General features: G+C 27.4%; 11 protein-coding genes. 10 read left to right on the plus strand and 1 reads right to left on the minus strand.

The window, feature by feature from the left end; translation table 11 throughout:
- Positions 1-72 precede the first annotated feature (72 nt).
- From IO99_RS16865 to IO99_RS16905, 10 genes are all read left to right on the plus strand, one after another.
- Complete coding sequence (locus tag IO99_RS16865; RefSeq protein WP_035135536.1) at positions 73-2457, plus strand: hypothetical protein; 2385 nt, start codon at positions 73-75, stop codon at positions 2455-2457.
- Positions 2458-2862, plus strand: a complete 405-nt coding sequence (locus tag IO99_RS19775; protein ID WP_341349106.1) for an ATP-binding cassette domain-containing protein — start codon at positions 2458-2460, stop codon at positions 2860-2862.
- A gap of 4 nt (positions 2863-2866) precedes the next feature.
- Positions 2867-3385 (plus strand): ATP-binding cassette domain-containing protein, encoded by a 519-nt coding sequence (locus IO99_RS19780; protein WP_341349107.1) that lies wholly within the window; start codon positions 2867-2869, stop codon positions 3383-3385.
- 12 nt (positions 3386-3397) lie between these two features.
- On the plus strand, positions 3398-4267 hold the full coding sequence (locus IO99_RS16875; RefSeq protein WP_035135537.1) for an ABC transporter permease: 870 nt from the start codon (positions 3398-3400) through the stop codon (positions 4265-4267).
- Positions 4264-5805 carry an MFS transporter gene (locus IO99_RS16880; protein WP_035135538.1) on the plus strand — a complete coding sequence of 514 codons (1542 nt, stop codon included), beginning with the start codon at positions 4264-4266 and terminating at the stop codon, positions 5803-5805. The genes IO99_RS16875 and IO99_RS16880 overlap by 4 nt, the downstream gene beginning before the upstream one ends.
- Positions 5806-5819: 14 nt before the next feature.
- Complete coding sequence (locus tag IO99_RS16885; RefSeq protein WP_035135540.1) at positions 5820-6803, plus strand: AAA family ATPase; 984 nt, start codon at positions 5820-5822, stop codon at positions 6801-6803.
- A 1-nt stretch (position 6804) separates the two neighbouring features.
- Positions 6805-7686, plus strand: coding sequence for a DUF58 domain-containing protein (locus IO99_RS16890; RefSeq protein ID WP_035135543.1), 882 nt, complete (start codon positions 6805-6807; stop codon positions 7684-7686).
- An 11-nt stretch (positions 7687-7697) separates the two neighbouring features.
- Positions 7698-9485, plus strand: a complete 1788-nt coding sequence (locus IO99_RS16895) for a vWA domain-containing protein (RefSeq protein WP_035135545.1) — start codon at positions 7698-7700, stop codon at positions 9483-9485.
- A 59-nt stretch (positions 9486-9544) separates the two neighbouring features.
- Complete coding sequence (locus tag IO99_RS16900; protein WP_035135547.1) at positions 9545-10261, plus strand: vWA domain-containing protein; 717 nt, start codon at positions 9545-9547, stop codon at positions 10259-10261.
- A gap of 166 nt (positions 10262-10427) precedes the next feature.
- Positions 10428-12413 (plus strand): VWA domain-containing protein, encoded by a 1986-nt coding sequence (locus IO99_RS16905; RefSeq protein ID WP_035135548.1) that lies wholly within the window; start codon positions 10428-10430, stop codon positions 12411-12413.
- Positions 12414-12530: 117 nt separating this feature from the next.
- Here the strand turns inward: IO99_RS16905 and bcp are convergent, their stop codons facing one another.
- Positions 12531-13004 carry a thioredoxin-dependent thiol peroxidase gene (gene bcp / locus IO99_RS16910; RefSeq protein WP_035135550.1) on the minus strand — a complete coding sequence of 158 codons (474 nt, stop codon included), beginning with the start codon at positions 13002-13004 and terminating at the stop codon, positions 12531-12533.
- Positions 13005-13474 lie beyond the last annotated feature (470 nt).

Here is a 13474-nt window from a genome sequence, read left to right on the forward strand (position 1 = left end):
ATTTAAACTAAATATATTTATAGATTAGACATAAATAATAGATGTTTTTAGATTAATTAGGGGGGGAAATTAATGATTTTAAAAAACAAATTAATAAAATCCAGGTTCATACTGACTATATTAAGTATAATTTTTATATATAATATTTTAAATTTCAATATAGCAAGTGCAATAGATAATAAATATAACATAAATTTAAAAGCTTCTTATGGGGTAGATGGAAGATATAAAATTAATAGTAAAACTCCTATCAATTTAGTGATTACTAACAATGGGGTGGAGTTTCAGGGGAAGATACAAATTGAAACATTGGTTCCAGATACAAATAAATATGATTTAAATACTGAAAGTATAAATATTGCTGAAAATACAACTAAGAGCTTGTGGTACAACATAAATATTGTGAATAAGTTTAAAGTAAGGTTAATTACAGATAATAATGAAGTTATACATGAAGAAACAATCAATGTTAATAAAGGAAGATTAAATGATGGAGATATATTAGTAGGTGTATTGACTGATGATTTTAATGGTTTAAATTATATATCTAATATTAATGTCAATGCGAATAATAATCCTGATATGGGGAATAAAAAGTTAATTCCAGTTAGTATATCAGAAGAAGTTATAGAGAAAAATTCTAAGTCTTTAGATGTTATTGATATGATAATTATAAATAATTATGATACGTTAAAATTAACAGAGGATAATATAACTAATTTAAATCAATGGGTATCTAATGGAGGAATTTTAGTAGTTGGTACGGGAGAGAATTATAAAAAGGTTATAGGTGGTATTAATAATAAAATTATAAATGGTACTTTTTCTAAAGCCATATCACGGGACATGAGTATTGGAAAAAGTAATGTAAATGTATTAGCAGTGAAAATGAATATCGAAGATTCTATGAGCTTGTTTGAGGATAATAATTTTATAAGCAAGGTTATTAAGAAAAATGGACAGGTTATTGTATTTCCCTGGGATTTAGCTGCAGAAAAGATTTCAAAATCAAGTGAAAATAGTTTAGTATGGGGAGAAATAACATCAGATTTTAATAATAAAATTGATAATGGCCAAGAAGGGTTTTGGAATTTAAATTCATTATTAAGTACAGTTAAGGATATAGGTTTGCCATCTTTTCAGCTTATGATAATACTTTTTATAATATATATATTAATTATAGGCGTACTAATCTATATTGTATTGAAGAGACTAAATAAAAGAGATTATGTATGGTTATTAATACCGATAATATCTATTGGGTTTACAGTTCTTATATATTTTATAGGCAGTAATTCAAGGGTACAAGACATTATAGCGAATAAAGTAAATATTGTATCAGTAGATTTAGATGGACAGACAAAGATCGAGAGTTATCTAGGGGTGTTAACAGCCAAAAGTAGAAAAGTAGTAATAGAAGAACCAGAAGATATAAATCTAAATCTCATAGAAAATACCAATGACTATTATAGATATAATAATAATTATAATAGCAATGAAAATGCAACTATGAGATTAAATATGATAAAAGAAGGGGATAAGACATACTATAATTTTGGTGAAGTGTCTTCATTTAGTCCGGAAGTTTTTCAGGTTAGTAATTTTAATACTACCTTTGAACCATTGGAGCAGGAATTGAAATTTTATAGTGGCAAGCTAATGGGGTATATTACCAATAATTTGGGGTGTGATATTAAAAAGTTAGTGGTTATGACTCCATATAAAATATGGGATTTGGGAAGTTTAGCTAATGGTGAAAAGATATCTGTAGAGGATAGTGATAAATTTACTTCAGCATTAAATATGTGGGAAATAACTAATAAAATTAGAGATGATAATTATAATAATGGTAATAAAAATAAAGATAATAAAAAGTATGAGTTAAGAACTTGTGAGTTATTGGATTATTTATATAATAACTCTATGTATGATAATAATAAAAATACTTCTAAACTAATTGCGGTTACAGAAAAGGAGGTAGAATATGAGTTAAAAGTAAATGGTAAAGCTCCTTTGAATAAAAATGATACTATATTCATAAATGATATAAATATAAGTTATAAGTCAGAAGATGGCACTATAGAATATCCATATGGTTATTTTGTACCGTATATAATGGAACAAAGTAATGTAGATGGACATTATGACCCTAATGAAAGAACAATAAGTGGAAACTTGGAATTAATACTTAGTTATCAATTACAAGAAGAAGATGTAGTTATAGAAAGTATTAATTTTCAAAAGAATTACTCTCAAGGTAGTTCTAAAATGAAGGGTGAATATAAAATTTACAATTACAAGATTAAGGATTATGAAGTATTAAATTTTGATGATGAGTTAAGCATAACTAACATAGAAGACTACATCTTAGATGGAAATATTAAAATTAAAATTCGTGGTAATAATGAAGAGTGGACTAGAATTCCGGATATTTCTGTGAAGGGTAAGGTGAAGTAGATGTTAACTATAATAAATCTTGAAAAGTTTTATGGTAAATATAAAGCAGTTAATGGATTAGATATGCATCTAAAAAAAGGGGATATATTTGGATTTATTGGTCCTAATGGAGCAGGAAAAAGTACAACTATGAAAATCATTGCTGGGCTATTACCTGCTGATGGTGGAGAAATATATGTAGATGGGATAGATGCTTTAAAGGATAATAAAAAGTTAAAAGAAAAAATCGGATATATGCCTGATTTCTTTGGGTCTTATGAGAACCTAAAAGTTATAGAGTATATGGAGTTTTATGCATCTATTTATGGAATTGTAGGAAAAGAATCAAAAGATTTGATAATGGATTTACTAGAATTAGTTAACTTAGAAGAAAAAAAAAGATGCCTATGTAGACGGATTATCTAGAGGAATGAAACAAAGACTTTGCCTTGCAAGAAGTTTAGTTCATAATCCAGAGCTGTTAATTCTTGACGAACCAGCTTCAGGAATGGATCCTAGATCTAGATTTGAGATGAAGGGTATTTTGAAAAATCTCAAAGACATGGATAAGACAGTTATCATAAGTTCTCACATACTCTCTGAAATGAATGAAATTTGTACATCAGTTGGAATTATAGAAGAAGGTAATTTGATATACTCCGGTGGTATAAATAACTTACTAAGCAGAATGAGTAGTAATAATCCATTAAAAATAATAGTAAGAGATAAAGTTAAGGAATCAAAGGTTATACTTAGTGAACTTCCATATATAACAAATATAAAGGAAAATTCAAAAGAACTTACAGTTTTTTTCAATGGAGGAGAAATAGAAATATCTAATACTATTAAGGCTTTGGTATTAAAGGATATACCTGTTGTTTCTTTTACTCAAGTAAGTGAAAATTTAGAGGATGTATTCATAAAGATTACTGAAAAGGAATCGAAGTAGGGGGAAAGAATTATGAAAATTAATCCTATATTGAAGAATGAAAGCAAGGTAGGAGTTAGAACCTTCAGATTTAATTTAATGGTTATGTTATATGTAGGGATACTTTCAATAGTAGCTATGTGGGCTTATTTTATTATAAATAGTGATAAATATGGTATGGGAATAGATTTAAGTAAATTTACAATACTAAGTTTTGCTTTAGCTTGTGGGCAAGCGGTGTTATTGATGTTTATAGTACCAGTACTTACAGCTACATCAATCACAGGAGAAAGAGAAAGGCAGACATTAGATATTTTACTTTCAACTAATCTGTCACCTATGAAAATAGTTTTAGGAAAATTAATGTCAACTGTAACAAAAGTTGCTTTATTAATTATTAGCACTATGCCAATATATGCTATAAACTTCTTAGTTGGAGGTACTAGTTTTAAAGAATTAATTATATTAACACTATTTTTTATAAGTACAACTATATATGTGGGATCTATAGGAATATTTATGTCTACTGTATTTAAGAGTTCAAAATCTTCAACGGTGGCAAGTATATTAACGGTTTTATTTATTGTAATTGGAACTATTATAATAGGTTTTGTTGTGATTAGTAGAGATTATTATGATGCATTATCTAATAATACAATATCAACATTTACAATAAATCTACCATTTTGGTTGTATATTAATCCAACTATTGAGTTTATATATATTCTAATTAAACAGAATGGAATTTTATACTTTGCTCCTGATTTAATAAACTATATGAATTTAAATAAAATATTTGTTATATCTTTAATAAATCAAGGAATAGTAACATTATTGCTAATATTACTTTCAGCATGGAGATTAAATCCAGTAAGAAAATCAATTATTAAGGTGAGAAGATGAACAATATAGATAAACAAATTTCAAAGTTTATAAAGAAAGGTGGAAAAAGAATAAGGCTAAATGTATTTATAGAGAATTTACTAGTGTCACTAATAGTGGCATTAAGTATTTCCTCTATGGCAAGTATATTAGGGTTATTTATACCCATATACAATTTATTTGAAATATGCTTTATTATATTCACTATATCTATGAGTATTTATATATTTATATATTTGTATAAGCTTAGACCAGATAATAAAAAGGTAGCTCTTAAGCTAGATTCTAAGGGTCTTAACGAGAGATTAATCACTTCATTAGAATTAATAAATAAGGATGACAACATATCAAATGCACAGAAGGAAGATACCATAGAGGTAATAAGAGAAATTAAGATTTCAAAAATTACTCCTTTTCACATAAAAAGAAAGAATTTATATAGTTTAATAGCTATTTTAACAGTTTTGATTATAATTTTATGTATTCCGACTACTGCTAAAAATCAAGCTAGAGAGATTAGAAAGATGAAGAAGTTTAATAAAGAAGTAATAGAAAAAATAAAGGGTGAGAAAAAGGACACTAAGGGTAGTGAGGAGTTATTAGAGGATGATAAGTTAGATATAGTAAAGGAATTAGATAAGTCTATAGATGAAATAAAGAAGAGTGAAAGTAAAATAGATACAGAAAAAGCTTTAAATAAGCTGGAGAAAAAACTAGATAATATAGAGAAAAATTTAGATAGTGTGGATAGTAAAGAAAAAATACAGAATATTTTGAAAAAGTTAAATTTAAACAAAGAACAAACAAGTGAAAAATTAGCTATTTTAAATAAAATGGCTAAGGAGTTATCTAAAATTGACAAAATGAAAGAACTTAGTGAAGCTATAAATTCTCAGGATGAAGATAAAATTAAAGAAGCTTTAGATAAATTAGGGGAAGATTTAAAGAATTTGAAAGATGAAGATAAAGAAGAAATTTCAAATAATCTTGAGAATATATCTGCTAATATAACAGATGAAAATTTAAAAGGTGCATTATCCTCTACAGCAGCATCCATTAGTAGTGGGAATATAGATCTTAGTAAGTTACAAAATGCTTTGATAAGTTTAAATAAGGATTCCATCAATGCTGATAATGGAGATAACAAAAATGGTACTGGATCACAAAATAATCAAAGTGGAAATGGAACAAATGGCCAAGGGAATGGTGACGGCAATGGTATAGGTAATGGAATGGGAAATGGTAGTGGTTCAGGAAATGGAAGTGGATGGGATACTGGAAATAAAGAAAATGGAGAAGGAAAGCTTAACAGTGGTGAAAAAGTATTTCTTCCTAATAGAGGTACAGGTGCTGATGAAAATTTAAAAGGAAATATATCAGAAGGCGGAAATTCTCAAAGTATCACTACAGAGAATGGAGTAAACATAGCTGGAGATTCTATAGACTATGAAAAAATTATTCATGAATATTCTAATAGTGAGATAGTAGGACTTAAAAATAAATCAATACCAAAGTCGCTGCAAGATTTAATAAAAAAATACTTTGAAGAATTAAAATAAGGATGAGGTGGAAAATGGAGATAAATAAACAATTAATAGAAGATACTGTAGAGAAAATAAATAAGTGTGAAATTGAAATATCTAAGGGGATCATAGGTCAAAAGGATGTAATAAGAAAGGTTTTAATAGGAATTTTATGTGGAGGAAATATACTTCTAGAAGGGGTACCAGGACTTGGAAAAACTCAACTAGTTAAAACTATTTCTAAGGTCTTAAAGCTAAGTTTTTCTAGAATTCAATTTACACCGGATCTTATGCCGGCTGATGTAGTTGGAACAAACCTTATTGTTAAGGATAAAGAAGAAACTAAATTTAAATTTGAACAAGGCCCTGTATTTGCCAATTTAGTTTTAGCAGATGAAATCAATAGAGCTACTCCTAAGACTCAATCAGCTCTTTTAGAAGCCATGCAAGAAAAAACTGTTACCGTAGGAAGAACCACATATAATTTACCTAATCCATTTATGGTTTTAGCTACACAAAATCCAATAGAGATGGAGGGAACTTATTCCCTTCCAGAAGCTCAGATGGATAGATTTTTATTTAAGTTAAAAGTCGATTTTCCATCCTTGAATGAGTTAAAGGACATTATGGATATTACTGTTACTAATAACAATGTAGATTTGAAAGGTATGCTCACAGGTGAAGATATATTGGCTATGAGGTCTATTGTAAGAGAAGTACCTATGGCAGAGGCAGTTAAAGAATACGCGCTAAAACTCATATTAGCAACTCATCCTGAAAGTGAATATTCTAATGATTTTGTAAAAAAGTATGTTGAAGTAGGAGCAAGTCCAAGGGGAGCTCAAGGTCTTTTTAATGGTTCTAAGGTAGAAGCTATTTTAAAGGGTAGACTTAATGTGGCCTTTGAAGATATAAATGATATTGCATATGCAGTGTTGAGACATAGAATATTCCTTAATTTTGAAGCTGTATCAGAAGGTATAACTACTGATATGGTTATTAAAGAAGTTATTAAAAGTTTGAAGGTTATATAAAATGAACAGGAAATTTGATAAAGAATTTTTTAAAAAACTAAATAATATTAGTATAAAATTAAATCTTAAGTTATCCAAAGGAACTCAAGGAGGGCGGAAATCTAAAGCTAGAGGAACTTCAGTAGAGTTCTCAGATTTTAGAGAGTATGTTCATGGGGACGATTTTAGAAGGGTAGATTGGAATGCTTATGGAAGATTTGAAAAATTATTTGTAAAACTTTTTATGGAAGAAAGAGAAGGTAACTTTAGTATATTTATAGATTGTAGCAAATCTATGGATTTTGGAGAATTTAATAAAGGAAACATGGCCTTAAAAATAGCAGCATCCTTAAGTTATATTGCTATTAATAATCTTGATAGGGTAAGAATTAGTGTGTTAAAGGAAGAGGGAACTGAACTATTTAACAGGTCAAGGGGAAAAGAATCTTTTATAAAGATTATAGATGGATTAGAAAGCTTAGAGTTTAGTGGTAAAACAAACCTGAAATCACCTATATTAAAAAATAGATTTACTAGTATAGGTATGTCTATTCTAATATCGGATTTTTTAATTTCCAATGGAGAAGAAGAAATAGAAGAAATAGTGAAGTATCTTACTTATAAAAAACAACAGGTTGTATTTATACAAATATTATGCAAAGAAGAAAGAGATCCTGAGATTATGGGAACTAAGAATATTATAGATATGGAAACTAAGGATGAAGCTAAAGTATCAATAACACCAAAGTTATTAAAATTATATAAATCTAGGATAAAAGAACATGAGGATATGTTAAAAAACATAGTTAAAAAGTATGGTGGAGCCTTTATAAGGGTAAATTCGGAAGAGGATATAGAAAAAATAATTTTAACAGATTTATTTAATCATAAACTTTTAGGGTAAGGAGGAAATTTATGAGCTTTTTGAATATATGGCCATTATTTTTTTTAGTAACCATACCCTTTTTAATTTTATTATATATTTTAAAGGAAAAATCTGAGGATCTCTCAGTATCATCGTTAATATTTTGGCAAGAAATATATAAAACACTAGAAGTTAATAGTCCTTTTGAAAAATTAAAGAAAAATATTATGTTATTCCTCCAAATATTGATTACATTACTAATTATATTAGCTCTTATGAATCCATTTATAAGATTTTTGGGTAAGGAATATACTGATTTAATAATAGTAATAGACAACTCAGCTAGTATGTTAGGTGTAAATAATGAGGAAACCTGTATCAATAGAGGAAAAGCTATAGCTAAAGAATATATAGAATCTGCTACAAATGGCACAAAGATATCTATTATTACAGCAAATAAGGATGTGGAGGTATTAGTTACAGCATCAGAAAATAAGGACTTAGTTAAAGATAAAATTGACAGCATAACTAAAAGTTTTAGTCCAGGGGATTTAAAGGATTCTATAAAATTAATTGAATCAATGACTAAGGAGCTAAAAAATTATGAGGTGTTATTTATAACTGATGAAGAATTAGACATAGGAGATATAAATGGAAGAATAGTTTATTTAGATAAAAACAAATCTAATATATCTATAGATAATATTGCTCATAAAATAGAAGATGGAAAGGTATCAATAATATCAACCATAACAAATAGAGGAAATGATGATTATAGTGGAGATTTTTATCTTTATGGGGAAAAGGAATTACTAGAAGCTACTTCTATAGAATTAAAAAAAGGAGAAGAGATTACACTTAATTTTAATATAGAATATACTGATATAGATTACTTAAAAGGTGAAATATCAGGAAAGGATGCCATATTAGAAGATAATACATTTTATCATGTAATGAAGAATAATGATGATAAAAAAGTATTGCTTGTAAGTAATAAAAATGTATTTTTGGAGAAAGCTTTGTCTGTAGTTAGTAAGGCAGATGTAATAAAAACTAATGATATAAGTAATATATCTGAAAAGGATAGATATAATTTATATATTTTTGATGGTATGTTAGGTGAATATATGCCTCAGGATGGTAATATTTTAATAGTTAATCCAACAGAAAATAATTTATTTAGTGTATTAGGTGAACAAGCTGGTGGAGAAGCTGCGGTAGTTAGTGAAGATATACCTAAATACCTTCAGAATATGACTTTTATAGCATCTAAAATAAAGAAGACTGAAATGCCGTCATGGGCAAAGTCTTTAATAAATATAGGAGATAAATCTGTATTATTTCTCGGGAAACATAATAATCAGAAAGTTGCTGTAGTAAATTTTGATTTTCATGATACTGATTTACCACTTAAAGCAGAGTTTCCTATGCTTATTGATTATATATGTGAAGAGCTTATAGATAGAAATATAGTTAATAGTAATTATATTGGTGGAGAGGATATAAAAATAAATGGAAGTTCAGCATATGATGAATTAATTTTAACTACTCCCAGTGGAAGAGTGCATACTATAGAGAATGATAGTATATTAAAGGAAAATTTAGAGCTTGGAGTTTATGCTATAGAAGATAATAATCATAGTTTTAATGAAATGTTCTCTATTAATTTTCCATCTATTGAGGAAGGAAATATAATGGAAGATACTATAGAGGATTTAGAAGCTAGATCAAATAACAAGGGTAGCATTAAAGGAATGTTAAATATAACACCTTATATAATAAGTTTAATTATGATTTTTATTATTGTGGAATGGGTTTTGTATAAAAAGGGATATTAAAGTATATATTAAAAATTAATTTTTTATAGCTATATAATCATTAGAAAGGGGGGACTGGAGTGAACTTTGAAATTGAAAAAGTATATTTGTTATTTTTAATACCAATAATTCTCATGGTAATGTACTTGATATCTAAAAAGATTAAATTAAAAGACAAAGGTATTAATTTTATTAATATAAATAGGTTTATTATTATAACAATACTTATACTTGCTATGTGTAACATAAGTATAAGTGTTAAGACAAAGGATTCATCAACCATATTTTTATTGGATTTATCTCATAGTATGAGTAATTATAAAGGTGAAATAAAGGAATTTGTAAAAAGTGCTATAGAAGCTTCACCATCAAATAATAAAATAGGAATAGTTACTTTTGGTGAAAATCAAGAAATAGAACAGTTCCTTACCTACTCTAAAAGCTTTAATGATATTCAAACTTCTCCAATTGGTAATACTACTAATATAGAAGAAGCAATAAAATTTTCTTTAAGCATGTTTAAAGATAGTAACTATAAGAGAGTAGTTTTAATTACAGATGGAAAAGAAAATCAAGGTGATATATTAGAAACGTCAACTTATTTTAAGGATAATCAGATTGATTTTCAAGTATATAAAGTAGATAGTGAACAAGTAGAAGATGTATATATAGAAGATATAGATATACTTGACAAAGTAGCTATAGGAGAAGAATTTTCTGTAACTGTAAATATTAAATCTAATATTAAGACAAAATCAAGGATATCAGTATATTCAGGAAGAGAAAAAAAAAAGTGAAAAAGAAATTGATATAGAAAAGGGCGATAATACATTTTTATTTAAAGATATTCAACATAAAGGTGGGTTTAAACCATATAAAGTAGTTATAGAGCCAGAAAATGATGGAATCTCATATAATAATGAATATACAACATATACTAATATAGTTTCAAAACCAGAGATTTTGGTAATACAAGGAAAAATTGGTGAAGGAAAGGGACTTGAAGAAAATCTAAAGACCATAGGTAGTAGTTATACTATGATAAATCCTAGTACTGCACCTAGATCTATAAATGAACTTATAGAATATAAGGGAATATTTCTTTGCAATACCCATGTAGACGATTTACCTAAGGGTTTTTTAGATAATGTGGAAAGTTATGTGAAAGATTATGGTGGTGCAATTATAACTACAGGGGGAGATAATTCTTATGCTTTAGGAGGATATAAGAATTCGGTTTTTGAAGAGATACTTCCTGTTAGCTCTGATAAAAAAGGTAAAAATGAAATTCCGGAGATATCTTTAACGTTGGTATTAGATAGATCTTCTAGTATGCTGTCTTCAGATCAAGGCAGTTTTAGTAAAATTAGTTTAGCAAAAGAGGCTGCAATTAGATCCCTAGATAATTTAAGAGAAACTGATAATATAGGTGTAGTAACTTTTAATACAGAATATAGCTGGGCAGTACCTATGCAAAAGCTATCTAACAAAGATACGGTTTCTGATAAAATTAATAGTATTATAGCTGAAGGTGGAACGTCTATATATTCAGCGCTAAATGAAGCTTATAACAAGCAAAAAGAAAGTAGTGCAAAAATAAAACATATAATACTATTAACAGATGGACAAGATGGTATGGGAGAAAATGAATATAAAGCTTTAATAAATGATATCAAGAAGGATAAAATGACTTTATCTACAGTGTCTATAGGTACTGATAGTAATAATCAATTGTTAGAATGGCTTAGTAATAATGCTGGGGGGAGGTACTATCATAGTGATATATATACAGATGTACCAAGAATATTTGCAAATGAAATATTAATATCTACTGGGGAATACTTAATAAATGAAGAATTTACTCCTAAAGTATCTGCTCATCATGATATTTTGAATAATGTTATAGATGAAGGGAAATTTCCACATCTTTTTGGTTATGTAGGTACTTCTATAAAAAATACAGCTATAGAGATAATGACTTCTCATATGGATGAACCAGTTTTAGCAGCATGGCAATATGGTATTGGTAGAATAGTAGCATTTACCTCAGATGTAAATGGTCAATGGAGTAAAGATTTATTAGCGTTTGAAAAAACACCACAACTTTTTAGTAATATAATATCATGGACAATGATTGATTATGATAATAGTGGAGAGTTAAGTATTACACAGGAAGGAAGTATTGCCAAAGTACAATATGAGACTAACAATCATGAGGATAATAAGACGGTTAAAGGAGCGTATACCTTTGAAGGAAACACTACGTCAGAATTTGAACTAAAACAAGTATCACCTGGTAAATATGAAGGAAATGTACCTATGAGTGAATTGGGATTCTATAGTTTTAACATTACTGAAGAGTTACAAGGTAAGACTATAGCTAGTCAATTAGGAGGGTTTGCATATCAATATTCTCCCGAATATAAATTTCAAGAACAATCTAATAGTTTATTAGCTTTAGTAGAAGATACTGAAGGAAAAATTATAAATTCTGTAGAGGATATATATGAGATAAAGAGCAATAAGGGGCATACTAAAAGAAATATAACTAATTTATTATTAATAACAGCTATGTTATTGTTTTTATTTGATATAACTTATAGAAGGTTAGGTTTAAAGAGGTATATAAACAAGAAGCTCTTTTATAACATTAAAGAAAAGATATATGCAAGTAAAATAGAACAATACAAAGAAGAAAATAATACTATAAAAGCAAAAAAGATAGGTAGTTTAACTAAGAAAAATAAAGAAGAAGAAAATATATTTAAAAAAGAAATTATAAAAACAGATCTAGAAGAAAAAAAGCTAGATATAAAACAGGAAAAAACTAATATAAAGCGTATAAGCATATATAAAGATAGACTTAATAGGGATAAATCCAAAAATCAAAATGGGGGTCTTAACACAGGTGAGTTATTAAAAAAGAAGCGTGAGAGAAATGAAGATTAAAAATATATGTTTAAATTAAAAATGAGCAACCCTTTTATTGTAAGTGAAAGGGTTGCTCATTTTAATTATATATAAATAGTTAGATGTTTTGTTAAAAATATGTTTTAAATGATATATCTATACTAAATTTTCTTTAATGAAGTTAACTACTGTATCTACATGGCCTGGAACTTTAACTTTTCTAAATTCTTTAACTATGTAGCCATCTTTATTTATTATGAAAGTACTTCTTTCTATTCCAATAGTCTTTTTACCATACATATTCTTTTCTTTTAGAACATCATATAATTGACAAACAGATTTATCTTCATCAGCTAACAAAAGAAAGTTAAGTTCTTGTTTCTCAATAAACCTTTCATGAGATTTAACACTGTCTTTACTAATTCCAATAATTACTGTATCTAATTCATCTAATATTTCTTTGCTATCTCTAAAGTTTATAGCTTCATTTGTACAACCTTGGGTATTATCTTTTGGATAAAAGTATAATACTATATTTTTGCCTAAGAAGTCACCAATTGAGTGAGTATTGTTATCACTACCTATTAAAGAAAAGTTTGGAGCTTTTTTTAATTGTAATGTATCATTCATTATTATCATCCTCCTAAAGAAAGTTAATACTAATAATTAACTAATATCTATTATTAATATTATAGCATTAATGGGGATTAAAATATACAGAAAGTCTAGAAAAAAGGATTAATATACATATATAGTAAACATATATAAGGATACTTGTCCTGGTGTATCAATACAAGAAAAGAGAAGTATGTTGGTGAAAAATATAGGAATATATGAATATTATCTAGCTAATAGGTAAATAATGAAATTGAATCTATTTAAGATCATGATAAGATAAGTCTTGTCGCTGAGAGATGCGGCAGAAAACAACAAGAAATTAAGAAAAAAACTTCTTAAAAAAATGTTGACAGATAAGAGATTATATAGTAGAATAGTAAGAGTCGTCGGAAGTAATCGATGATAATGAAAACCAAATGGTCTTTGAAAATTAAACAGAGAAAAAGGTAAAACCAGTTAATTCCGATAGAGAAATCTAATCA

The organism is Clostridium sulfidigenes (assembly GCF_000732635.1).
Classification (GTDB): Bacteria; Bacillota; Clostridia; order Clostridiales; family Clostridiaceae; genus Clostridium_J; species Clostridium_J sulfidigenes.